Origin of the sequence: Microbacterium sp. SL62, assembly GCF_026672635.1 — a bacterium.
GTDB classification, from domain to species: domain Bacteria; phylum Actinomycetota; class Actinomycetes; order Actinomycetales; family Microbacteriaceae; genus Microbacterium; species Microbacterium testaceum_A.
Window position 1 is genome coordinate 752,775 of sequence record NZ_JAPPRM010000001.1, and the last position, 22,655, is coordinate 775,429.

A 22,655-nucleotide genomic window follows, 5' to 3' on the forward strand; every position below is an offset into this window, starting at 1 on the left:
GACCGCCCCCAGCGGCCCGGCCCGCACGAGGCGGACCGGGCCGGTCGGTCAGAACGAGATGCTCTTGTCGATGAACTCGTTCGTGTAGAGGTCGGCCGGGGTGTAGCCCGACGCGGGCGGGGTGCCCAGGTCGGTGTAGACCTTGCTCGCCTTGGTGAAGAAGTCCGAGAAGCGGCTGTCGTCGAAGTTGCCGTAGGTCGAGTCGGGGCCGTTGCCCACCAGGCCGAGGTCGACCTGCGTCTTGTCGGAGTAGTCCGCCACGCCCTGCGTGTAGGTCCAGCCGGTGGCGTACTCGTCGACGAGCTTGAGGATCAGGTCGTTCGCGGCCTTCGGGTCCTTGTAATACGCGACGCCGGCCTTCTGCAGGACGGGGACCAGCTTCGACAGGCAGGGCGAGAGCTCGTCGAACTTGTCCGCCTTGACCGACACCGACGACTGGTATGTCTGCCATCCGGAGTCGTGGATGAGGGCGAACTTCACCGGCTTGCCCCAGGCCGAGACCTCGTTCTGGTAGACGTACGGCTCGGCCGAGGCGAAGCCCTGCTGCATGTCCTTGCCGCCGGCGGCGACGAAGTTCGACGGGGTGCCGTCGTACGAACCGTCGAGCACGTCCGACGACGCGAGGCCGGAGCTCTTGAGGTACTCGATGTAGGCCGAGCCGTCGAAGTAGCGCCACACGCCCTTGTTCTTCTCGAGGGCGGGCTTGACGTCCTGGATGGTCTTGACGTCGGGGTAGGTTGCCGGGTCCCACATGACCATGGTCGGGCTGATGTCCAGCGGGGCGAAGACGGCCTTGGTGGGCGTGGTTCCCGAGAGCTGGATCGCCTCGTCGGTGCTGACGTAGCCGAGGGTGATCTTGTCGTCCTGGTACATCTGCGCCGAGACCGTCTGGAAGCCGATCGCGGGGCCGCCCGCGCGGATCTCGAGGTTCACGCCCGTGTACTCGCCGTCCGACATCAGCGGCCCGGTGACCGCCTTGGTGTTGGCGTCGATCGTGTAGTCGTCCTTGATCATCTCGTAGAGGTGACCGTGTTCGGCCTCGGGATTCCAGTCGGTCTGGATGACGACCGTCGAGGGGCAGTCGGCCGAGAGGTCGACGGAGCCGATCTTCAGGTCGGTCGAGGGAGCGGTCTCCGCGGCGCTGCCGGCGCAGGAGCTGAGCGTGAGGGCGATCGCGACGGCGCCGGTGACGGCGGTGCCGCGAAGAAGGGTGGAGCGCTGCATGCTGGTTCGCTTTCTGTGACGGGTGGAGCTCTCGGGTGCGGGGTGTTTCGGGTACGCCGGATGCCGCCACCCGCGCTGTGGCGCGAGTGGAGGGCGTGGCATCCGGAGGTCGGATGGTCTGGTCAGAGGGTGCTGTCGTACCAGCGACCGACGGCCACCTTCGACAACCAGCCGAAGAAGGCGAAGATCGCAACGCCCAGCAGGCAGGCGGCCAGGATCGCCGCGAACAGTTCGGCGCTCTGCAGGCGCGACTGGTAGTTGGCGATGAGCGAGCCGATGCCCGGCTCGCCGCGGCGGAAGAAGTAGTCGCCGACGATCGCGCCGATGACCGACAGTCCCGCGGAGGTGCGCATGCCGACGAAGATCGAGGGGAGCGCGGCCGGGAGGGTGAGCTTGGTGAGCACGGTCCACTTGTCGGCCTTCTGCAGGCGGAAGAGTTCGCGCTGCGACTTGTCGACCGACTGCAGACCGAAGAGCGTGTTCGAGACCATCGGGAACAGGGCGATCAGGACGCAGACGATCACGCGGGCGAGGAACTCGTAGCCGAACCAGAAGCCCACCAGGGGCACGAGTGCGAGGATCGGGATGCACTGGAGCACCACCGCGTAGGCGTACGTGGAGCGCTCGATCCACCGGGCGAGCGACATCGCGATGGCCCATCCGATGCCGATGATCATCGCGATGCCGAGGCCGGCGAGGGCGACACCCGTGGTGCGGAACAGGGCGACCCAGATGTCGCTGCTCACCTGCGGGTCGAAGAAGCCCGAGGTGAACATCTCGTGCGGCATGGGCATGAGGAAGCCCTTGCCCGAGGCGCTCAGGGTGAGCGAGATCGCGTACCAGATGCCCAGCAGCACGACGAGGACGCCGAGGGGCGGGCCCAGGAGCGCGGCCCGGGCCCCGAACCCGCGTCGGGCCTTCGCCACGCGGGGGCGGGGCGGCTCGACGGGGGGAACGGATGCCGAGGACTCGGCCGTGTCGGAGACGACGGGCTCTGCGGAGGTGGTGCTCATGAGTGTCCTTCCCGGAGGGCGTGGGAGACCTCGCCGACGAGCTTCGCGAATTCGCCGGTGTAGCGGATCTCGGGATCGCGGGGCATGTCGAAGGGGACCTCGAAGGTGTCGACGAGGTGACCGGGGCGGCCCGACATCACGACGACCTTGGTGGAGAGGTAGACGGCCTCGGAGACCGAGTGGGTGATGAACAGCCCCCCGAACTTCTGCGCGACGAAGATCTTCAGCAGTTCATCGTTCAGGCGTTCGCGGGTGATCTCGTCGAGCGCGCCGAACGGCTCGTCGAAGAGGAACAGTTCGGGGTCGAGCGTCAGGGAGCGGGCGAGCGAGGTGCGCATCTTCATGCCGCCCGACATCTGCTTGGGCAGGTGCTTCTCGAAGCCGTTGAGGCCGACGAGGTCGATCGCCCACTGCGCTTTCGGTGCGCGGACGCGCTTGGGCTGCCAGTTGAGCTCGGCGAGCAGCTCGACGTTGGAGCGCACATCGCGCCACGGCAGCAGGGTCGCGTCCTGGAAGACGTAGCCGATGCGGTCGGTGGCGACGGTGGCGGTGCCTTCGCTCGCCGTCTCGAGGCCGGAGGCGATGCGCAGCAGGGTCGACTTGCCGCAGCCGGAGGGGCCGACGACGCTGACGAACTCGCCGCGCTGGACGGTGAGGTCGACGCCGGAGAGCGCGGTGGTGCCGTTGGGGAACGTCATGGCGACGTTGCGGAAGTCCAGCAGAGGAGCGGTGGATGCCGCGACGTCTGCGGGAGCGGGAGAGGCCAATGTCACGGGGGCGCTCGCTTTCCGTTCGGGTGGTCAGGAGGCCGTCGCGGGCGCGGCGGTCGGGGTGGGGACGGCGGTTCGGGTCGATACCGTGGTGCGGCTCACGAGCCGACCCCGGTGCAGCACCACGCGGTCGGCGCTGGCGAAGGCCACGGTGTCGCCGAGCGAGTCGGCCTTCACCGCGACGAGGTCGGCACGGGCGCCGGCCACGGGCCCGGCGAAGGGGAGGTTCATCACGTCTCGGGCGCCGACGGTCACGGCGTCGAGGGCGTCCGCGGGGGCGAGGTGACCGGCGCTGACCAGCAGGGAGGCGGTCTCGAGGTGGTCGCACCGTCCAACGGGGTTGAACGGGTCGCGCACGTTGTCGGCGCCGGCCGCGACGCGCACTCCCGCGTCTTTGAGGCGGCGGATCGGAGCGATACCGCGAGGGGTGGCGTGGTCGGCGCCCCAGCCCTGGAGGTAAAGGTTCGTGATGGGGAGGGCGATGATGCCGATGTCGGCGGCGCTGACGGCGGCCGCGAGGGGTTCGAGGTCGGTCGCGGGCATCATGCTCAGGCGCACGCAGTGGCCCGCGGTGCGAGGGCGATGCCACCCGGTGACCGCGCTCGCGTAGGCGGCGAGGGTGTCGGCTCCGGCGAGGCTCTCGTCGGTGTGCAGGTCGAGCCCGACGTCGCGGCGGCGAGCCAGGGCGATGAGTCGTTCGAGATCGGCGATCGGGTCCTCGGCGAGGTGCGGAGCTCCGCCCACCAGGTCGATTCCCGCGTCCAGTGCGGCGTCGAAGACCTCGTCGGCCACCGTCGGTCCGCCGAGGGCGACGAGTTCGAGATCCATGATCCCGTCGAGCTCGGCGCTCAGGCGGACGAGGGCGCGCACGCCGGTCAGCGCGTCTTCTCCGCGCAGGAGATCGACGTGCGTCCGGATCGCGGTGATGCCCGATGCCAGCATCCGCAATGCCGTGGCGCGCGCCCGCTCGAGCGTGTCGTCCTCGTCGAGGGTCAGGGCGAAGGCATGCCAGCTCTCGATCGCGCGCTCGAGGTCGCCGAACGGGGGGTCGATGGCATCCCAGGTCTGGGACTTGTCGAGGTGCGCGTGCGGTTCCGCTCCCGCGGCCGTGACGACGTACCCGTCGAGGTCGAGGATCTCTCCGTCGGTCTCGGGAAGGGGGCTGCCGGCCGGCACCACGGCGAGCACCTCGTCGCCGTCGATCGCGATGTCGACGAGGGCGCCCGAGGCCAGGCGCACGCCGCGCAGTGCGGCGATCGAGACAGGTGGAGCGGCAGACACGAGGGCCTCCGGAGGAGTCGAGAAGACAGGCGTCGAGACGGGAGCCACAGCAGCGGGGCGAGCCGCTCGAGGCGGCGGCGTCAGTGTTGGTGTGACCAACATCCGGCGATGTTCCGATGCTAGGAACCGCGCGTTTCCGCTGTATTTCCCCCGCGTGACCCTCTCGACAAAGTTGTCGGACAGGCTGCGGTCTCACGGGAGGTGCGTTCTCATCGTCCACGTTCGCGAGCATGCCCGCGGGGATGGCAGGATCGTCCGGGCGGTCACCGCCCCCACCCCCGGAGATCGCCGTGCCCGTCATTCCCGCCCCGCCCCGTGCCGCCCGCACGCCCGTGCTGCTGGGAACCCAGCTGATGTTCAACGTCGGCTTCTTCGCCGTCGTCCCGTTCCTCGCGCTCGTGCTCACCGATGACTTCGGCCTGACCGCCGCCGCGATCGGTCTGATCCTGGGGGTGCGCACCTTCGCGCAGCAGGGCATGTTCCTGGTCGGCGGGGTGCTCGCCGACCGCTTCGGCGCGCGGCGGACGATCCTCGCGGGGTGTGCCGTGCGCGTGCTCGGCTTCGCCACGCTCGCCCTGTCGCTGCTGGCTCCGACCCCTCACCTCGCCCTCTTCATCGGGGGGACCGTGCTCACGGGTCTCGGCGGCGCCCTCTTCTCGCCGGGGGTCAACATCCTCGTGGCGGATGCCGAGCAGCGCCGCGCCCGCGCGGATGCGAGGTCCCGCGCCTCGCTGTTCGCATGGTTGAGTGTCGCGGGTGAGTTCGGGGCGGTGCTCGGCCCGCTGCTGGGAGCCGCTCTGCTCGGGTGGGGGTTCGTGGTGGTGGCTCTGGCCGGGGCCGCCCTCTTCGTGCTGATCGCCGTGTTCCTCGCCCACGCTCTGCCGCGTCGGACGCCCGCGGCGACGGAGCGGGGGATCCACGGACGCTGGTGGTCGCTCCGCGACCGACGGTTCGTGGCGTTCTCGGCCCTGCATTCGGCCGACCTGCTGGCCTTCAATCAGCTCTACCTCGCGCTTCCCCTCCAGCTCGCGCGGGCGGACGCGGGCCCGGGGGTCGTCGCGGCGATGTTCGCGTGGGTCTCAGCCCTCACGCTCGTGCTGCAGCTGCCGGTGTCGCGCTGGTGCCAGTGCGTGGGCGCGGCCCGTGCTCTGCGGGTGGGGTACGGACTTTCGGCCACCGGATTCGTCGTGGTCGCCGTCAGTGCCGTCCTGCCGCTCGCCGCCCCCGCGCGTATCGCCGCCGTGTTCGCGGCCGCGGGTCTCGTCATCGTCGGGCATCTGACGACGAACCCCACCGCGCAGGGTCTCGTCCCCCGCTTCGCCGGGGCGCTGCCGACGGGGTCGTTCTTCGGTCTGCTCTCGACGTGCGGCGGCGTGGCCGTGCTCATCGGCAACGTCGCGGTCGGCGCGCTGCTCGGCTGGACCGCGGTTCCGGCCGCGGCCTGGCTACTGCTCGCCGTCCCGCTCGTGGTCGCCGCCGTCTGGGCCCCTCCGGTCGCGGCCTCCGCGGCGCGGGCGTCAGGCGACGAGAACGAGGCGGGTGGGTGCTGAGGGTGGCTACTTCTCGTAAACGTCTCGGCGATGACCGGCGTGGACGACCACGATCGTCAGCACCTCGTCTTCGACCCGGTACAGCACCCGACAGTCACCTGTTCGCACTCGCCATTCCGGCCGCGCGGTCACCTTCTTCGCCGCGGGCGGCCGGGGCTCTTCGGCCAAGACGTCGATGACGGCCTGGGTGCGCCGCTTCGCCTCGGGCGGCAGTTTCCGGATTGCGCGGACAGCGGCGGGGAGGACGTCGATCCGATACGTCACGGGAGGAGGCCGAGGTCGCGTTTGACCTCATCCCAGGGAACGGGAGTCTCGGCGAGCCGGTCCGTCTCGTCCCACGCGGCGTCCACGGCCCGGATGTCGGCCAGTTCTTCGGCGTCCTCGAGCAGTTGCTCCAACTGAGCCGCGTCGACGATCGCGGCGACGGGACGGTTGTGACGAGTGAGATAGACCGGCTCGTCACGGGCGTCGTCGATGATCGCCGACAGGCGAGCACGGGCGTCTGTCACGGCGATCTGACTCATGACGACAGCATAGTCTCGAATGTGCAAATTGTACAGAATGTACTCACTCGCGAGCGCCTACAGCTCGAGCGTGATCCGCGGGCAGGCGGCGCGCGAGACGCACGGCATCATCGAGCGGTTGGCATCCTGCTCCTCGGGGGAGAGCACCGAATCGCGGTGCTCGATGTCGCCGTCGATCACGGCGACCTCGCACGTGCCGCAGGTGCCCACGCGGCAGCTCGAGGGGACGACGATGCCCTGCTCCTCGATCACGTCGAGCACCGACCGCTCAGGCGGCACCGTCACCGTCAGTCCCGACATCATGAGGTCGACCTCGAACGGTTCCTGCCACACGGGAGGGCCGAGCACCTTCGCCTCGAACCGCTCGACGTGGAGACTCCCGCGGGGCCAGCCCGACATCGCGGCATCCAGTCCCTCGAGAAGGCGCGCGGGTCCGCACGCGTACACGACGGCGCGTGTCACGGGCGTCTCGAAACGGGCGGCGAGGTCGAGGCGGCGGCCCTCGTCCGCGGCGTACACCTCGACCCGCGGGCCGTACTGCGCCTCGAGCTCGTCGACGAAGGCCATGGTGGAACGCGACCGCCCGACGTAGAGCAGGGTCCACTCGGCGCCCGCGGCCGCGGCGGCCTCGATCATCGGCACGATCGGGGTGATGCCGATGCCTCCCGCGACGAAGACGTACGAGCGCCCCGCGGTGGGGGCGAACAGGAAGTGGTTGGCGGGCCCGCGCACGCGCAGGGCCGACCCGACGTGGGCGTTCTCGTGCAGCCAGACCGATCCCTCGCGCTCCCGCAGGACGCCGATCCGCCAGGTGCCGCGCTCGGTCGGCGAGCCGCACAACGAGTACTGCCGTTCGATCCCGCCGGGCAGGACGACGTCGATGTGCGCCCCGGGCGACCAGTGCGGCAGGGCGCCGGTCGACCGCTCGAGATCGAGGACGACGACACCGTCCGCGGCATCGCGCCGCCGGCGCACGACGGCTTCGAAGGTGACGCCTGCGCTCACGTGTTCTCCTGTTCGATCAGGTCGTCGGCCCCGCCGTGCACGAGCTCTTTCACGATGAGCAGTCGGTACGTCGAACCGTCGGGCGAGTGCCAGCGGTGCGGGGTGCCCGAGCGGCAGTAGACCGAGTCGCCGACGCGCAGAATGCGCTCGCCGAAACCGCCGAACGAGATGACGATCGACCCCTCGAGGACCGTGAGGAACTCGTCTTCGTCGTGCACGTAATGGTCGCCGGCCGCGGCGTTCGATCCGGTGAACTCGAGGGGTTCGAAACGGCGCGGCCCCTCGGCGAGGAGCCGGGCGGTGCCCTCGGCGTACGGTCCGATGACGCCCTCGTCGGCGGCGACGAACGAGGGTTCGGCGTCGTGGTCGGCGCGCGGCGGCTCCGATCCCGCGAGCAGCTCGACGCGGCTGGTCCCGAGCGCCCGGGCGAGCCGTTCCAGGCTCGCCATGCTGGGCCGGGCCAGGCCCCGCTCCAACTGGCTGAGGAAGGGGTGCGACAGGGTCGCCGCCTCGGCGAGCTGGGTGAGGGTGAGTCCGCGCGCCTTGCGCAGACCGCGCAGGTGCGCGCCCAGGCGTTCGTCGCTGCTCGGGGTGTCCATCACGGGAGCCATGGTCGTCATCGTCCCACCCTCTCGAACAGTGCGCCGACGATCTCGCGCTCGTCGGCGCGCACGAGTCGCCCGTCGTTGACGACCGTGCGTCCACCGACGACGACCGTGCGAGGGCGACGACCGGGTGACGCCCAGAGCAGCCCCGCGACCGGATCGGCTACGCCGGCGTCGGCGACACCCGACACGTCCCACACGCAGAGGTCTGCGGCCGAGCCCGCGACGAGGCGGCCGAGCTCGGGTCGCCCGAGCCCGTCGGCCGAGCCCGCGCCGGCCATGGCCAGGACGTCGGATGCCGCGAGCTGCGGACCGACGAGGGCCGACACCTGCATCGCCAGGCGCGCGTCGGCGAGCAGGTGCCCCGCATCGTTGCTGCCCCCTCCGCTCGTCCCGAGTCCGACGGCGACGCCGGCGTCGAGGAGACGCCGCACCGGCGCGATCCCCCACCCCATGGGCACGTCGCAGCCGGGCGCATGGGTGGCGGAGGCTCCGGATGCCGCGACCCGGGCGATCTCGTCGTCCGAGATGTCGCACAGGTGGGCGAGGGTGACGTCGGGGGCGAGCCAGCCCCAGTCGTCGAGCAGATCGAGGGGACGCCTGCCGTAGCGCTCGAGGGCGATCTCGACGTCGACGACCTCGTTGGCCTGCGTGCGCCGACGGAGCCCGTGGCGCCGAGCGACCTCGCCGAGCAGGGTGAAGGTCTCGCGGGGGTCGCTGTGCACACCGGCCGGGCCCACGGCGACCTGGAGCATGCCGTCGGCCGAGATCCCGCCGGGGTGGCCGGGGACGAGGGCCGAGACGATCGCCTCCGCTGACGCGGCCGCGGTCTGCGGGTCGTCGCGCGCCGCTCCTCGCACGAACACCAGGCGGGCGCCGAGGTCGGTCGCCGCGCGGGCCGCCGCTCGGGCCATCCCGACGCCGTCCGCCTCGGCGGGCCAGGTCAGGTGGTGGTCGGCGACGGTCGTCACTCCGCTCAGCAGCGCTTCGGCGAGGCCGGCGCGGGCGGCGAGCCCGGTCAGTTCGGGATCGACTCGCGCCTCGGCGTAGGCCCCGGCCATGGCCGGGAGCCATTCGCGCATCGGGATGCCGCGGGTTCCCGGCAACGTCCGGAACGCCGTCTGCAGGAGGTGATGGTGGGCGTTGACCAGACCCGGTGCGACGACGCAGCCGGTGGCGTCGATGATCTCGGCATCCGTCGTGTCCGCTGCCTCGACGACCATCCCGTCGACGAGGACGACGTCGCCCGTGCGCACGCGACCGGGTCCCTCCACGACGGCGACCGCTCCGCGGACGACGACGACGCTCACGCGCTCCTCACCGCGCAGGACGCGCTGCCGCCCGCGATCGCGTGCAGGCGGCGTTCGCCGGCGTCGCGGAGCGGGCGGGCGTCGGCCGCGTTCCGGGATGCCACGATCTCGGCGATCACCGACAGGGCCGTCTCTTCGGGGGAGCGTCCACCCAGGTCGAGCCCGAGGGGGGAGTGGAGGCGGGAGAGCTCGGCATCCGTCACTCCGGCGGCGCGGAGCAGCCCGGCGCGGCGCGAGACGGTGGCTCGGGCTCCCATGGCACCGACGAAGCCCACCGGCAGGCGCAGCGCCACGCGGATCGCGGGGACGTCGAGGCGTTCGTCGTGGGTGAGGACGCACACCGCCGTCCGTTCGTCGGGGGCGGGGAGAGCGGCGAGGACCTCGTGGGGTGCTCCGACGACGAGGTCGGTGGCGTCGGGGAAGCGGTCCCGCGTCACGAGCAGCGCCCAGTCGTCGCATACGGTCACCGCGAAGCCGGCCGCCGCGCCCACTCGGCACAGGGCCGCGGCGTGCTCGCCGGCGCCGAGGATGATCAGCCGCGGGGGAGCGGGGCGGTGGAGCACCAGCGGCTCGCCGTCGAGCTCGAGGCGCAGCGACGCCTCAAGACCGTCTCGCGCCGCGATCAGCGCGTCGCGGTGCGCGGCGTCGACCCGGTAGGCGACGACGTCGACGGCTCCGCCGCACGCGAGCCCGGCGGCGATCGGCGCGATCGCGTCGTCGTCGCCGAAGCCGAAGCGCGCTCGGCGCACGGTCCCGGTGCGCAGCGCGTCGAGACCGAGCATGACCGCGTCGCTCTCGACGCAGCCACCCGAGATCGATCCGATCACCCGCGCGTCCCGCGTGACGGCCAACGTCGCGCCCACGCCGCGGGGGGCGCTGCGCACGACGGCCGTGACGGTGACGGCTGCCACGGGTACGCCCGCGTCGATCAGCGGCACCAGGTCGGCGGCCAGTTCGAGCATGGATGCGACCGTAATCGGGGCGTGTTTCGCGCACGCTACGCTGTCGTGACCATGCCCGCCGCCCTTCCCGGAACCGTGTCGGGTCTCGTGCTGGCCGCGGGCGCGGGGCGTCGGTTCGGGGGCCCAAGGCCCTCGCGCGCACCTCCGCCGGCACCCCGTGGCTCGCCCTCGCCGTTCGGGCCCTGCGGGAGGGGGGATGCCGCGACGTCGCGGTCGCGCTCGGCGCCGGCTTCGACGAGGCCGCGGGTCTCGTCCCGGCGGGTACGGCGATCGTGCGCGTCGACGAGTGGGCCACCGGCGTGGCCGCATCGCTGCGCGCGGGGCTCGAGGTCGTGGCATCCGGGTCCTCCGACGCCGTCGTGGTGCTGCCCGTCGACACCCCCGACGTCCCGGCGACAGCCGTCGCCCGCCTCGCCCGCCGAGTGGAGCCCGGCGCCCTCGCGCAGGCCACCTACGACGGCGCGCCCGGTCACCCGGTGCTGCTCGGCCGCGCGCACTGGGCGGGGATCTCGGCGGCGGTGACGGGTGACATCGGGGCCCGCCCGTACCTCATCGCCCAGGAAGCCGACCTCGTGGAGTGCGGCGACCTCTGGTCGGGAGCCGACCGCGACGCGCGCTGACGCGGGCTCAGCCGGGCGGCGACGGGGCCAGTCGGTAGAGGATGCGCGGGCGCCCGCGGGCACCGTACCGGTGCGCGAGGTCGATGACCCCTGTCGACACCAGGTGCTCGAGGTAGCGCTGAGCCGTGGCCCGCGACAGGCCGCAGGCGGAGGCGACGTCGGATGCCGAGACGAAGGCGACCGGGTCGAGACTCGCCCGCACCCCGTCGAGGGTGACCTGGGCGAGGCCCTTCGGCAGCGGCGCCGGAGACGAGCGTTCGGGCACGCGCACCGTGCCCGTTCCGAGCAGGCGATCGATGTCGCCCTGCGTCAGAGCGCGATCGCGGTCGGCCTCGGCGCGCGCCTGCCGCTCGCGGCGGTACGTGTCGAGGCGACGCTGCAGCATCTCCTGCGTGAACGGCTTCACGAGGTAGCCCACGACGTGTGCGGCGAGCGCCTGCCGCACGGTCACCTGGTCCTGCGACGAGCTGATGACGAGCACGTCGAGCCCCTCGGCCCCCCGCGTCCGCAGGCGGTGCAGCACCTCGACCCCGCTGATGTCGGGCAGTCGCATGTCGAGCAGCACCAGGTCGACGTCCTGTCGCGCGCGTTCGACGGCCGCGATCCCGGTCGCCGCCGAGCCGATCACGCGGAAGCCCGGTGTCTCGTCGACGAAGCGGCCGTGCAGCGCGCGCGCCGCGCCGTCGTCGTCGACGACGAGCACCCGCACCGGACCGTCGGTCATCGCGGCACCGCCATCTCGAACGAGAAGCTCGCGCCGCCCCACGCCGATCGGCTGACGGTGACCTCGCCCCCGCGCTCGGCGACGGCGCGACGGACGAGCCCGAGTCCGAGTCCGCGCCCGGTGCCGGTGACGTCGGGCTTCGAGGAGTGGCCCATCGAGAACGCGCGCTCGACGTCGTTCGCGTCGAGCCCCGGACCGTCATCGTCGACCGCTCCGTGCAGCCGGTCGCCGATCTGCGAGAGCGTGCAGCGCACGCGCGAGGCACCCGCCTCGGCGGCGTTGCGACACAGGTTGGCGAGGACGACCAGCACCGTTTCATCGACGGGTAGGTCGCGGTCGACCTGCACCTCGAGGTGCGCCCCGAGGGCCGCGACCTCCGCGCGCAGCGCCTCGAGACTCGCCCCCACCACCGACGGGCCGAGCCGGGTGTCCGAGGCCGGGCGGGCGGTGAGCGTCGGGGCGGCGTCGGCGATGTAGGCCAGTGCGTCGCGCGTGTCTCCGTGCGAGACCAGACCGTGCAGCACGTGCAGCCGCGTGCCGAACTCATGCGCCTGCTCGCGCAGGGCCGCCATCGTCCGGGTGCTCTGCTCCTGCTCCGCTGCGAGCGCGTCGGCCTGCCGGAAGCGCCGTTCGATCGCGGCGGCCAGCAGCGACGACGCCAGGGTTCCAGCCACGAGCGCCCCCAGCGCCCAGGGCAGCAGGGCACCGAGGGCCTCGTCGCGGTCCGCCAGCATGCGCGATTCGAGCACCCCCACCGCGACCATGCCGACGATCGTGCCGTCGAAGCTGATGGGGACCTTCGCGCGCACCGTGCTGCCCGAGGGTCCCGTCTCGATGCCGACGAACGGCGTCCCCGCCAGCACGCTCGCGTTGGCGGTCTCGACGAGCACGCCGCGTTGCGTGACCTCGGGGTGGGTGATGCGCACGCCCTCGTCGTCGGTGATGACGACGTAGAACACCCCGGTCGTGCGCTCGACGAGATCGGCCAGCGGTTGCAGCACCCCCGTCGCGGGCGAGAGGTCTCCGGCATCCGCGAGATCATCCGCCGTTCCGGCGCGCGACACGGATGCCGCGGCCAGGCGCACGTCGTCGAGCTCGGCGAGCCCGGAGGCCACGTCGTACACGCGCTCCACGGTGTCGTCGCGGATGCGGCGCTCCTGCACCGAGGCGGCGATCACGGTGGTCAGCCCCACGGCGAACAGAACGATGACGCTCGGCAGTACCACGAGCACGCGCCTCACCGCTCGCGGGGTGAGCGCCGGGGAGTACTCGCGCATGGTGGGCTTCCTGTCGCACGCAATATGAGCACAAAGCGCGCGGGGGCTGCGCCGTGCCACCCCTCCTGGGAGCGTCTTCACATTCCGCGGAACGACGACGTCCGCGAGGAGGAGCTGTGATGACGGAGCCTACGCCTTCATCTGTCCCCGACTATCCGCCGGCCGGCAGTGCCCGGACCGACAGCGCACCGGTCGACCGGCCGCGGCGCCGTTGGATCGGCCGCCTCGCGGGGGGAGCGGTCGCCGTAACCGCGATCGCCGTCGCTTCGTACGGCTCGATCACCTCGGCATCCGCCGGCGACGACATCCACGCGTCGATGACGATCATCGCGCCCGCCGCCGCCGGCGGCGGCTGGGACGGCGTCGCCCGCGAGCTGCAGCAGGCGCAGAAGGCCAACGGCCTGGTCAACAACGTGCAGGTGGTCAACATGCCCGGCGCCGGCGGCACCATCGCCCTCGGCAATGTCTCGGTGCTCAACGGGCAGGCCGGAAACCTCCTGGTCGGCGGCACGGGGCTCCTCGCCGCGACCGTGCAGTTCAACTCGGCCGCGACCCTCGACGACGTCACTCCGCTGGCCGTCATGGTCGAGGAGTACGACGTCATCGTGGTCCCGGCCGACTCGCCCTACCAGAGCCTCGACGACCTCGTGCAGGCCTGGAAGCAGGACCCGCGCGCCCTGCCCTGGACCGGCGGCGGCTCGTTCGACCAGCTCGTCGTGGCCGAGCTCGCGCTCGCCGCGGGCATCGCGCCGGTCGACATGACCTACATCTCGTCCGACGGTGGCGGCGAGGCCATCCAGGCCCTGCTCAACGGCACCGCCCGGGCGGCAGCGGGCGGCTACCCCGATAACATCGACCAGATCGAGTCGGGGCGCCTGCGCGCCCTCGCCCTCGTCGCGGCCGAGCCGATCGAGGGCATCGACATCCCCACCGCGGTCGACCAGGGCTACCGGGTGGGCCTGACCAACTGGCGCATGCTGGCCGCCCCGAGCGGGCTCGACGACGAGCAGGTCGACGGGCTGACCGAGCTCGTCCTCGACTCGATCGCGACGCCCGAGTGGGCCGACGCCCGCGCCCGCTACCACTGGACCGAGCGCGTCATCACCGGCGATGAGCTCGACGTGTTCCTCGCCGACGAGCGCGAGCGCATCGAGCGCCTGTACGAGGAGATGGGCCTGTGATGCCGTCGAACAACAACCCCACCTCCGTCTCGGCGACTGTCGGCAACCGCCTGCGGTTCCAGCGGGGGAGTGGCCCCCGCGGCATCGCGAAGGCGCTGATCATGCCCGCGATCCTCGCCGCCTTCGCGACGTACCTGCTGTACGGCATCGTCGTGATGAAGGTGCCGCCTAGCGCGGCCTTCCCGGGCCCGCAGTTCTTCCCCGGCATCATCGCGGCAGGGCTCTACACGTTCGCCATCATCCTCGGCATCCAGGCGGTGCGCGCGGCGCTGGTCACCCCCTCGGTCGAAGAGGAGGAGGCCGGCGAGCGCGCGGTGGGCGTCGACTGGCGCTCGTTCGCCTGGGTCGCGGGCTCGTTCCTCGCGTTCGCGTTCCTGCTCGGCATCCTGGGCTGGATCATCGCCGCTGCCCTGCTGTTCACGGGCATCGCCCGCGGGTTCGGCCAGCGCAAGGTGCTGTTCGCCCTCCTGGTCGGGCTGACCATCAGCTCGCTCAGCTACATCGCCTTCGACATGGGGTTGGGTCTGTCCCTGCCCTCCGGAATCCTCGGATGGGCCTTCTGACATGGACGTTCTCGTTCTCCTCGGCGAGGGATTCGCCGGCGCCCTGACCCCCCAGAACCTGATCTGGGTGCTCGTGGGCTGCGTGCTCGGAACCGCGGTCGGCGTCATGCCCGGCCTCGGCTCCTCGATGGCGGTCGCACTGCTTCTGCCGGTGACCTTCTCGCTCGACCCGACCGCCGCGTTCATCATGTTCTCGGGTGTGTACTTCGGCGGGCTGTTCGGCGACTCGATCACCGGCATCCTGCTGAACACGCCCGGCCAGGCGTCGGCAATCGCGTCGACCTTCGAGGGCCACAAGATGGCGCTCAACGGACGCGCCGCGCAGGCGCTCGCCACCGCGGCAATCGGCGCCTTCATCGGCGGCATCATCGCCGCCATCCTGCTGGTGTTCTTCGCGCCCGTGCTCGCGGGGCTGTCGAGCAGCTTCGGACCGGCGGAGTTCTTCGCGCTCGCGATCTTCGCGTTCGCGGCGACCTCGTCGGTCGTGACCGATGACGCGGGCAAGGGCCTCGCGTCCCTGCTGCTGGGGCTCGGCATCGCGGTGATCGGCATCGACGGCGTCACCGGCGCCCCGCGCTTCACGATGGACTCGCCCAACCTGTTCGATGGCATCTCGTTGATCACCGTGACCGTCGGCATCCTGGCCCTCGGCGAGGTCATCTACGTCGCGTGCCTGGAGCGGCACATCAGCAACAAGCAGATGATCCGTCCGACCGGCCGACCGTGGCTGACCCGCCGCGAGTTCGCCGAGGCCACCCCGGCGTGGCTCCGCGGAACGGCGATCGGTCTGCCGTTCGGCGTGATCCCCGCCGGCGGCTCCGAGATCCCCACGTTCCTCGCCTACGGCATCGAGAAGCGCCTCGACGGGCGGCGCAAGAAGCCGCGCTTCGGCACCGGCGCCATCCGGGGCCTCGCCGCCCCCGAGGCCGCGGGCAACGCGACCACGGGCATGGCGATGGGGTCGCTTTTGGCGCTCGGCCTCCCGGTGTCGGCGACGGCGGCCATCATGCTCGCCGCCTTCCGCCAGTACGGTCTGCAGCCCGGACCCCTGCTGTTCGAGCGGGCACCCGATCTGGTCTGGGCCCTCATCGCGAGCTTCTTCATCGCGATGGTCGTGCTGCTGATCCTCAACCTGCCGTTCGCGATGCTGTGGGCCAAGCTCCTGGTCATCCCGCGCCCGTACCTGTACGCCGCGATCGCGGTGTTCTGCGGGCTCGGCATCTACGCCACCTCGGGTGCGACGTTCGATCTCGTGCTGCTGCTCGCGGTCGGTCTGCTCGGCTTCGTGATGCGGGCGCACGACTACCCGCTGGCACCGCTCATCATCGGCATGGTGCTCGGGCCGCTGGCCGAGACCAGCCTGCGCGATGCCGCGATGAGCGCGAACGGCGACCTGACGACGCTCTTCCAGGGGCCGATCGTCATCGCCATCTACGCGGTGCTGCTCGTGGTGCTGGTCGCGGCCGGGCGCAATCGCGTGGTGGCGCGTCGCCGGGCGAAGGCGACGCAGAGAGAGACCGTCGGGGTCTGATCGACGGGGTCGGTGACGGGCGGGGCGCTTCGGCGGCCCGCCCGTTCTCGTGCGCCCGGGGGGTGGAAAATCACGCTCCGGTCACGGTGTGCGTAATTTTGACGCGGCTATAGACAAAACCCTCTCGGATGGATATTTTTTCGGAGCCGTCATAATTCGACGGACCAGAGTGCCGGGAACGAAGACGTACCCGATCCGACGCCGGGGAGGGCGCGGGTACGGATCCGAGGATCCCTGCTGTTCAGAGAGGAACGCAGATCACATGCTGAAGAAAATCCTGACCGGTGCGGCCATCGCCGCACTCGCCGTCGGTCTCGGGGCGTGCAGCTCCACGCGTCCGGCAGACGGCGGTGGAGACGCCGCGGGCGGTGGCTCGACCGAGTGCAACGTCGGCATCGCGATGCCCACCCGCAGCCTCGAGCGCTGGATCAACGACGGCGAGCAGCTGCAGAAGAAGCTCCAGGATGCCGGGTGCACCGTCGACCTGCAGTACGCCGACAACAAGACCGACCAGCAGATCAGCCAGATCCAGAACCAGATCTCGGGTGGCGCGAAGATCCTCGTCATCGCCGCGATCGACGGTTCGACCCTCGGCCCGGTGCTGCAGGAGGCCAAGGCGCAGAACGCCAAGGTCATCGCCTACGACCGCCTCATCAACGGCAGCGAGAACGTCGACTACTACGCCACGTTCGACAACTACAAGGTCGGCACCCTGCAGGGTCAGTACATCGAGTCGCAGCTCGGCCTGAAGGACGGCAAGGGTCCCTTCAACCTCGAGCCCTTCGCCGGCAGCCCCGACGACAACAACGCGAAGTTCTTCTTCGCCGGTGCCTGGGACGTGCTCAAGCCCTACGTCGACAGCGGCAAGCTGGTCGTCCCCAGCGGCAAGTCGCCCGCCAACGACGACGCATGGGCGTCGATCGGCATCCAGGGCTGGGCGTCCGACAAGGCACAGTCCGAGATGGACAACCGCCTCTCGTCGTTCTACGGCGACGGTAAGAAGGTCAACGTGGTGCTCTCGCCCAACGACAGCCTCGCCATCGGTATCGAGGCGTCGCTGAAGTCGGCCGGCTACACCCCCGGCGCCGACTACCCGATCATCACGGGTCAGGACGCCGACAAGGCCAACGTCAAGGCGATCCTCGACGGCGCCCAGGCGATGACGGTCTGGAAGGACACCCGTGCCCTCGGTGACCGCGTCTTCACGATGATCCAGGAGATCAAGGACGGCAAGGACGTCGAGGTCAACGACACGAAGACCTACGACAACGGCAAGAAGGTCGTCCCCTCGTACCTGCTGACCCCCGAGGTGGTCACCAAGGGCGACGTGCAGTCGAAGCTCATCGACTCGGGCTTCCTGAAGGCGTCCGACGTCGGACTCTGATCCACCCTGCGGCGGGGCGGGTTCGCCCGCCCCGCCGCTCCACGTGCCGCCCCGGGCGGCCGAGCCGAAATGCCGCCCGGCGGGCGGCGGAGCCACAATGCCGCCCCACGGGCGGCGGAGGGACAAGCACACATGACCGAACCGATCCTGCGCATGTCGGGGATCTCGAAGTCGTTCAACGGGGTTCCCGCTCTGGCTGACGTGTCGATCGACGTCTACCGCGGCGAGGTCCACGCGATCTGCGGCGAGAACGGCGCCGGCAAGTCGACCTTGATGAAGGTCCTCAGCGGCGTCTATCCCGCCGGGAGCTTCGAGGGGAGCATCACCCTCGAGGGCGAGCAGATGGCGTTCCGTTCGATCAACGACAGCGAGGCCGCCGGCATCGTCATCATCCACCAGGAGTTGGCGCTGAGCCCGTACCTCTCGATCGCCGAGAACATCTTCCTGGGCAACGAGAAGTCGCGTCGCGGCGTCATCGACTGGAATGCCACCAACACCGCGGCAGCCGAGCTGCTCAAGCGGGTGGGGCTGCGCGAGAACCCCGCGACGAAGATCTTCGAGCTCGGCGTCGGCAAGCAGCAGCTCGTCGAGATCGCCAAGGCCCTCGCGAAAGAGGTGAAGCTCCTCATCCTCGACGAGCCCACGGCCGCGCTGAACGACGACGACTCCGCCCACCTGCTCGACCTCATCGACCAGCTGCGCACCCAGGGCATCACCTGCATCATCATCAGCCACAAGCTCAAAGAGGTGCTGCGCATCTCGGACCGCATCACGATCATCCGCGACGGTCGCACGATCGAGACGATGCACCGCTCCGACGCCGACACCGACGAAGGGCGCATCATTCGCGCCATGGTCGGTCGCGATCTCAACAGCCTCTTCCCGCCGCGCGAACCCGACATCGGCGAAGAACTCTTCCGCGTCGAGAACTGGACCGTGCATCACCCCGTCGACACTGAGCGCGTGGTCATCGACGACGCCTCGTTCATGGTGCGCGCCGGCGAGATCGTCGGCTTCGCCGGTCTCATGGGTGCCGGTCGCACCGAGCTCGCGATGAGCATCTTCGGCCGCATGTACGGCACCGGCATCTCGGGCGAGGTCTACAAGAACGGGCAGCAGATCGACGTCCGCACCGTCGACGCCGCCATCAAGCACGGCATCGCGTACGCCACCGAGGACCGCAAGAAATACGGTCTGAACCTCATCGGCGACATCCAGGTCAACGTCTCGGCGTCCGCCCTCGCCCGTCTCGCGCGGCTGGGCGTGGTCGACCGCTACCGCGAGTACAAGGTCGCCGACTCGTACCGCTACAAGATGAACATCAAGGCGCCCAGCGTCGCCGCGATCACCGGGCGACTGTCCGGGGGCAACCAGCAGAAGGTCGTCCTGTCGAAGTGGATGTTCACCGGACCCGACGTGCTGATCCTCGACGAGCCGACCCGCGGCATCGACGTGGGGGCGAAGTACGAGATCTACGGCATCATCAACGAACTCGCGGCCCAGGGTAAGGCCGTCATCGTCATCTCGTCGGAGCTGCCCGAGGTCATCGGCCTCTCCGACCGTATCTACACGATCTCCGAGGGACGCATCACGGCCGAGGTCAGCCGCGACGACGCCACGCAGGAGAACCTCATGCGGCACATGACCGCCGGAAGGAACTGACAGCAATGGCCACCGCATCCACCCAGACGGTCGAGGCGCCGACCCAGCCGGGGCCGCGACGTCGCGGCATCCTGTCGCGCATCAACTTCCGGCAGTTCGGCATCCTCGCCGCCCTGGTCATCATCATCGTGCTGTTCCAGGTGCTCACCGGCGGTCGCCTGTTGATGCCCGGAAACGTCAACAACCTCATCCAGCAGAACGCGTACGTGCTGATCCTCGCGATCGGCATGGTCATGGTCATCATCGCCGGACACATCGACCTGTCGGTCGGTTCGGTGGTGGCGATGGTGGGCGCGATCGCGGCGATCGCCATGAACCAGTGGGGTCTGCCCTGGTACGTGGCGGTCCTGCTGTCGCTCGTCGTCGGCGCCGTGGTCGGTGCCTGGCAGGGCTTCTGGGTCGCCTTCGTCGGCATACCCGCGTTCATCGTGACGCTGGCGGGCATGCTGCTGTTCCGCGGTCTCACGCTCGTTCTGCTCACCGGCGGCACCATCAGCGGTCTGCCCGACGGCTTCACCGCGATCGGCGCGGGCTGGCTGCCGCCGTTCCTCGGCTACCTCGGCAACTGGGACGCCCTGACGCTCGCGCTCGGTGCCATCGCCAGCGTGCTGCTGGTCGTGCAGCAGCTGCGCACCCGCGCGACGCTGCGCCGCCTCGAGCTGCCGCGCGAGGTCGCCTGGTCGTTCTGGGCCAAGAACCTCGTCGCGGTCATCGCGATCATGGCCACCGCGTTCACGATCGCCGCGTACAACGGCACGCCGATCGTGCTGATCATCCTCGCGGTGCTCGTGCTGGCCTACACGTTCGTGCTGAATCGCACGACGTTCGGTCGTCACATCTACGCCATGGGCGGCAACCTCTTCGCGGCCGTGATGAGCGGCGTGAAGACGAAGTGGGTCAACTTCTTCATCTTCGTCAACATGGGTGCTCTCGCCGGTCTCGCCGCCGTGGTCAGCACCGCCCGCGCCGGTGGCGCGGTGGCCTCGGCCGGCCAGAACTACGAGCTGGATGCCATCGCGGCGGTGTTCATCGGCGGTGCGGCGGTCCAGGGTGGCATCGGAACCGTCGTCGGCGCGGTCGTCGGTGGTCTGGTCATGGGCGTGCTGAACATGGGTCTGTCGATCCTCAGCGTCGATGCCGCCTGGCAGATGGCCATCAAGGGCATCGTGCTGCTCCTGGCGGTCGCGTTCGACATCTTCAACAAGAGGCGCAACGGCGGTGCGTGATCGGATGGGGAGCGCGGCCCCGGGGCCCGCTCCCCATCCGCTCCGCTTCTTCACCCGCGATCCACGCTTTCGGCCCCGCCGCGTCGTGATGCGATGATGGGGGAGGTGCGCCTCTCATGACCCCTGCCGTGTTCGAGCCTGCAACCCCGCTCGCGCCGCCGGCTGGCCGTACGACGAACGATCTGATCCGTCAGCAGAACCTCTCGTCCGTCCTGTCGCTCCTCCACTCCCGGGGTGCCCTCTCGCGCGCGCAATTGGGCGCGACGACGGGACTGAACCGCTCCACCGTCACGGGTCTCGTGATGGAGCTGACCGAGCTCGGCCTCGTCCGCGAAGCGCCGAGCGGGGAGCGCACGGGCAAGGTGGGTCGCCCCACCCTCGACCTCGAGCCCGAAGACCACGTGGCCGCGCTCAGCGTCCGCGCCGAACCGCACGCGGTCACGGTGGCTCTCGTGGGCCTCGGCGGGGTGGTCCACGCGCGACTCCGCCACGACACCGCGACCGCTCCGTCGCCGAAGCGTTTCGTGCAGATCGTCGCCTCGTCGGTCGAGGCGATGCGCGCCGACATCGATCGGCACTACCGGGTGGTCGGGGCGGGCCTCGCGGTCCCCGGTCTCGTCAACGCCAACGGCTCCGTCCTCGTCTCGCCGACCCTCGGCTGGAAGCGCGATCCCGTCGCCGCGCGCCTGAGCGATGAGCTCGGGATGCCGGTGGCCGCGGGCAACGACGCCAGCATCGGCGCCCTCGCGGAGTCGCGGTTCGGCGTGGGTGTCGGCGTGGGCAATCTGCTGTACCTCGGCGGTGCGATGCACAGCATCGGCGGGGGACTGATCATCGACGGCACGCTCCTGCGCGGGACGTCTGGCTACGCCGGCGAGCTCGGCCACACCGTCGTCGACCCCCGCGGCCGGCCGTGCGTGTGCGGGCGGCGCGGGTGTCTCGAAGCCGAGGTCAGCCTCGACCTGATCGAACCGCTCCTGGGGCGGCGCAAGCTCGACGAGGACGAACTCGACGTCGAGCTCGGCGTCGCCCGCAACCCCCGGGTCATGACCGAGGTGACCCGCCAGGTCGAGATGCTCTCGCTCGCCCTGACGAACTTCGTCAACGCCTTCGCGCCCGAGACCGTGGTGCTCTCGGGCTATCTCGGAGCCCTGCTGTCGGTGAGTCGCGAGCGCCTCGCCGACGCGGTGCGCGTGCACCCGCTCGGTGCCGAGGGGCGCACGATCCGCCTCGAGAGGGCGCATCTGCGCTCGCGCCTCATGCTCGTGGGCCCGGCCGAGCTCGCGTTCGCCGACCTGCTGGCGAACCCCGCCGGCTTCCGCGGCTGACGCGGCGCCCCGCGTCGTATCCCGCCCGTTCACCGCGACGTCGCCGCGCGCGTCTACCGTCGCGGGGTGCGCTCGACCCGACGGGCGTCGGGAGGTGTCCGTGGACCTCGATCAGGCTCCGCGCCGGCCGTTCTGGCCGTGGGTGCTCGCCCTGCTCGTGGCGCTGGTGGCCGTCGGCGTCCTGTTCACTCAGGCGCAGGCGATGGCGCGCGTCGCCGAGCGCGGCGGCGTGGCGGCACCGTGGCCGGCTCCCGCGTCCCTCTCGTCGAGCGAGGCCGACGCGGCTCCGGCGGTTCCTGCGCAGACCGAGCGACGGACGCCGACCGCGGTCGCGGTCGACGCGCAGTGGAGCATCACGGTCGCGGGGCGCATCGGCATCCCGGAACGGGCTCTGCGGGCGTACGCGTCGGCGGCCCTCACCGTCCAGCGGGAGCAGCCCTCGTGCGGTCTGGGCTGGAACACCCTCGCCGGGCTCGGGGCGATCGAGTCGGGCCACGGCACGCATTCCGGCGGGACTCTGGATGCGGAGGGCTACCCGGATCCCCCGATCCGCGGGATCGCGCTCGACGGATCGCAGAGCGCGGTGATCCCCGACACCGACGGCGGCCGTTTCGACGGCGACGCGACCTGGGACCGGGCCGTCGGACCGCTGCAGTTCATCCCGGCGACCTGGGAACGATGGGGTGCCGACGCGAACGGCGACGGAATCGCCGATCCGAATCAGATCGACGACGCGGCCCTCGCGGCCGGTCGGTACCTGTGCGCCGCGGGCGAGATGACGAGCCCCGCGGGGTGGCGGCGGGCCGTCTTCTCGTACAACCACCTCGACAGCTACGTCGACGACGTCGCCGCCACCGCGAACGCCTACGCGCGCCTCGCCGGCTGACGTCGGGTCGCGGCGCGCGGGCGGAAAGC

General features: G+C 70.8%; 21 protein-coding genes and 1 pseudogene. 10 read left to right on the top strand and 12 right to left on the bottom strand.

Features of this window, described 5'->3' with window-relative positions; all coding sequences use genetic code 11:
* Positions 1-48: 48 nt before the first annotated feature.
* From OVA26_RS03530 to OVA26_RS03545, 4 genes are all read right to left on the bottom strand, one after another.
* Positions 49-1,224, bottom strand: coding sequence for a hypothetical protein (locus tag OVA26_RS03530; RefSeq protein WP_056225608.1), 1,176 nt, complete (start codon positions 1,222-1,224; stop codon positions 49-51).
* Between the two features lie 122 nt (positions 1,225-1,346).
* On the bottom strand, positions 1,347-2,237 hold the full coding sequence (locus OVA26_RS03535; protein WP_268103014.1) for an ABC transporter permease: 891 nt from the start codon (positions 2,235-2,237) through the stop codon (positions 1,347-1,349).
* A complete protein-coding gene (locus tag OVA26_RS03540; protein WP_200914124.1) occupies positions 2,234-3,010 on the bottom strand; it encodes an ABC transporter ATP-binding protein in 777 nt (258 codons plus the stop codon). The genes OVA26_RS03535 and OVA26_RS03540 overlap by 4 nt, the downstream gene beginning before the upstream one ends.
* Positions 3,011-3,037: 27 nt before the next feature.
* On the bottom strand, positions 3,038-4,288 hold the full coding sequence (locus OVA26_RS03545) for an amidohydrolase family protein (RefSeq protein ID WP_268103015.1): 1,251 nt from the start codon (positions 4,286-4,288) through the stop codon (positions 3,038-3,040).
* 290 nt (positions 4,289-4,578) lie between these two features.
* Here OVA26_RS03545 and OVA26_RS03550 point away from each other — a divergent pair, with 290 nt between their 5' ends.
* Positions 4,579-5,838 carry an MFS transporter gene (locus tag OVA26_RS03550; RefSeq protein ID WP_268103016.1) on the top strand — a complete coding sequence of 420 codons (1,260 nt, stop codon included), beginning with the start codon at positions 4,579-4,581 and terminating at the stop codon, positions 5,836-5,838.
* Positions 5,839-5,844: 6 nt separating this feature from the next.
* On the opposite strand, the gene OVA26_RS03555 is transcribed toward OVA26_RS03550, so the two are convergent.
* Genes OVA26_RS03555 through OVA26_RS03580 form a run of 6 tightly spaced genes read right to left on the bottom strand, consistent with a single transcriptional unit; the run spans position 5,845 to position 10,244 of the window.
* The gene (locus OVA26_RS03555) at positions 5,845-6,102 is read right to left on the bottom strand and encodes a type II toxin-antitoxin system RelE family toxin (protein WP_268103017.1); all 258 of its coding nucleotides are present in this window, start codon (positions 6,100-6,102) and stop codon (positions 5,845-5,847) included.
* Entirely contained in the window at positions 6,099-6,362 is a 264-nt protein-coding gene (locus OVA26_RS03560) for a type II toxin-antitoxin system Phd/YefM family antitoxin (protein WP_268103018.1), read from the bottom strand. The genes OVA26_RS03555 and OVA26_RS03560 overlap by 4 nt, the downstream gene beginning before the upstream one ends.
* Before the next feature lie 57 nt (positions 6,363-6,419).
* Complete coding sequence (locus OVA26_RS03565; protein ID WP_268103019.1) at positions 6,420-7,367, bottom strand: PDR/VanB family oxidoreductase; 948 nt, start codon at positions 7,365-7,367, stop codon at positions 6,420-6,422.
* A complete protein-coding gene (locus OVA26_RS03570; protein WP_268103020.1) occupies positions 7,364-7,987 on the bottom strand; it encodes a helix-turn-helix domain-containing protein in 624 nt (207 codons plus the stop codon). Before OVA26_RS03570 ends, OVA26_RS03565 begins: the two co-directional genes overlap by 4 nt.
* Positions 7,984-9,282: an amidohydrolase family protein gene (locus OVA26_RS03575; protein WP_268103021.1), complete on the bottom strand. Its 1,299-nt coding sequence runs from the start codon at positions 9,280-9,282 to the stop codon at positions 7,984-7,986. Before OVA26_RS03575 ends, OVA26_RS03570 begins: the two co-directional genes overlap by 4 nt.
* On the bottom strand, positions 9,279-10,244 hold the full coding sequence (locus tag OVA26_RS03580) for an XdhC family protein (RefSeq protein ID WP_268103022.1): 966 nt from the start codon (positions 10,242-10,244) through the stop codon (positions 9,279-9,281). The genes OVA26_RS03575 and OVA26_RS03580 overlap by 4 nt, the downstream gene beginning before the upstream one ends.
* 158 nt (positions 10,245-10,402) lie before the next feature.
* On the opposite strand from OVA26_RS03580, the pseudogene OVA26_RS03585 reads away from it, so the two are divergent.
* Positions 10,403-10,864, top strand: a pseudogene (locus OVA26_RS03585) (nucleotidyltransferase family protein); the annotation flags it as partial.
* A gap of 7 nt (positions 10,865-10,871) precedes the next feature.
* Here OVA26_RS03585 and OVA26_RS03590 read toward each other — a convergent pair.
* Both OVA26_RS03590 and OVA26_RS03595 read right to left on the bottom strand, forming a co-directional pair.
* Complete coding sequence (locus tag OVA26_RS03590; protein WP_268103023.1) at positions 10,872-11,588, bottom strand: response regulator; 717 nt, start codon at positions 11,586-11,588, stop codon at positions 10,872-10,874.
* Positions 11,585-12,865 carry an ATP-binding protein gene (locus OVA26_RS03595; RefSeq protein WP_268103024.1) on the bottom strand — a complete coding sequence of 427 codons (1,281 nt, stop codon included), beginning with the start codon at positions 12,863-12,865 and terminating at the stop codon, positions 11,585-11,587. Before OVA26_RS03595 ends, OVA26_RS03590 begins: the two co-directional genes overlap by 4 nt.
* 119 nt (positions 12,866-12,984) lie before the next feature.
* Between OVA26_RS03595 and OVA26_RS03600 the strand changes: the two genes are divergently transcribed.
* The 8 genes from OVA26_RS03600 to OVA26_RS03635 all read left to right on the top strand — a co-directional run bounded on the left by OVA26_RS03600 (position 12,985) and on the right by OVA26_RS03635 (position 22,626).
* Positions 12,985-14,046, top strand: coding sequence for a tripartite tricarboxylate transporter substrate binding protein (locus OVA26_RS03600; RefSeq protein ID WP_268103025.1), 1,062 nt, complete (start codon positions 12,985-12,987; stop codon positions 14,044-14,046).
* A complete protein-coding gene (locus OVA26_RS03605; RefSeq protein ID WP_268103026.1) occupies positions 14,046-14,609 on the top strand; it encodes a tripartite tricarboxylate transporter TctB family protein in 564 nt (187 codons plus the stop codon). Before OVA26_RS03600 ends, OVA26_RS03605 begins: the two co-directional genes overlap by 1 nt.
* A 1-nt stretch (position 14,610) precedes the next feature.
* Entirely contained in the window at positions 14,611-16,140 is a 1,530-nt protein-coding gene (locus OVA26_RS03610) for a tripartite tricarboxylate transporter permease (RefSeq protein ID WP_268103027.1), read from the top strand.
* 262 nt (positions 16,141-16,402) lie between these two features.
* Positions 16,403-17,524: a multiple monosaccharide ABC transporter substrate-binding protein gene (chvE, locus tag OVA26_RS03615; RefSeq protein ID WP_268103028.1), complete on the top strand. Its 1,122-nt coding sequence runs from the start codon at positions 16,403-16,405 to the stop codon at positions 17,522-17,524.
* Between the two features lie 132 nt (positions 17,525-17,656).
* A complete protein-coding gene (mmsA, locus tag OVA26_RS03620) occupies positions 17,657-19,186 on the top strand; it encodes a multiple monosaccharide ABC transporter ATP-binding protein (RefSeq protein ID WP_268103029.1) in 1,530 nt (509 codons plus the stop codon).
* Positions 19,187-19,191: 5 nt separating this feature from the next.
* Entirely contained in the window at positions 19,192-20,412 is a 1,221-nt protein-coding gene (mmsB, locus tag OVA26_RS03625; protein ID WP_056225649.1) for a multiple monosaccharide ABC transporter permease, read from the top strand.
* A gap of 116 nt (positions 20,413-20,528) precedes the next feature.
* Entirely contained in the window at positions 20,529-21,740 is a 1,212-nt protein-coding gene (locus OVA26_RS03630) for an ROK family protein (protein WP_056225652.1), read from the top strand.
* 100 nt (positions 21,741-21,840) lie between these two features.
* The gene (locus OVA26_RS03635; RefSeq protein WP_268103030.1) at positions 21,841-22,626 is read left to right on the top strand and encodes a lytic transglycosylase domain-containing protein; all 786 of its coding nucleotides are present in this window, start codon (positions 21,841-21,843) and stop codon (positions 22,624-22,626) included.
* Positions 22,627-22,655 lie beyond the last annotated feature (29 nt).

Coding starts and splice junctions, on each gene's coding strand:
- OVA26_RS03570 (WP_268103020.1), bottom strand. CDS start 7,987: ATGACGACCATGGCTCCCGTGATGGACACCCCGAGCAGCGACGAACGC.
- mmsB (WP_056225649.1), top strand. CDS start 19,192: ATGGCCACCGCATCCACCCAGACGGTCGAGGCGCCGACCCAGCCGGGG.
- OVA26_RS03605 (WP_268103026.1), top strand. CDS start 14,046: ATGCCGTCGAACAACAACCCCACCTCCGTCTCGGCGACTGTCGGCAAC.
- OVA26_RS03580 (WP_268103022.1), bottom strand. CDS start 10,244: ATGCTCGAACTGGCCGCCGACCTGGTGCCGCTGATCGACGCGGGCGTA.
- OVA26_RS03600 (WP_268103025.1), top strand. CDS start 12,985: ATGACGGAGCCTACGCCTTCATCTGTCCCCGACTATCCGCCGGCCGGC.
- mmsA (WP_268103029.1), top strand. CDS start 17,657: ATGACCGAACCGATCCTGCGCATGTCGGGGATCTCGAAGTCGTTCAAC.
- chvE (WP_268103028.1), top strand. CDS start 16,403: ATGCTGAAGAAAATCCTGACCGGTGCGGCCATCGCCGCACTCGCCGTC.
- OVA26_RS03590 (WP_268103023.1), bottom strand. CDS start 11,588: ATGACCGACGGTCCGGTGCGGGTGCTCGTCGTCGACGACGACGGCGCG.
- OVA26_RS03610 (WP_268103027.1), top strand. CDS start 14,611: ATGGACGTTCTCGTTCTCCTCGGCGAGGGATTCGCCGGCGCCCTGACC.
- OVA26_RS03530 (WP_056225608.1), bottom strand. CDS start 1,224: ATGCAGCGCTCCACCCTTCTTCGCGGCACCGCCGTCACCGGCGCCGTC.
- OVA26_RS03630 (WP_056225652.1), top strand. CDS start 20,529: ATGACCCCTGCCGTGTTCGAGCCTGCAACCCCGCTCGCGCCGCCGGCT.
- OVA26_RS03560 (WP_268103018.1), bottom strand. CDS start 6,362: ATGAGTCAGATCGCCGTGACAGACGCCCGTGCTCGCCTGTCGGCGATC.
- OVA26_RS03535 (WP_268103014.1), bottom strand. CDS start 2,237: ATGAGCACCACCTCCGCAGAGCCCGTCGTCTCCGACACGGCCGAGTCC.
- OVA26_RS03595 (WP_268103024.1), bottom strand. CDS start 12,865: ATGCGCGAGTACTCCCCGGCGCTCACCCCGCGAGCGGTGAGGCGCGTG.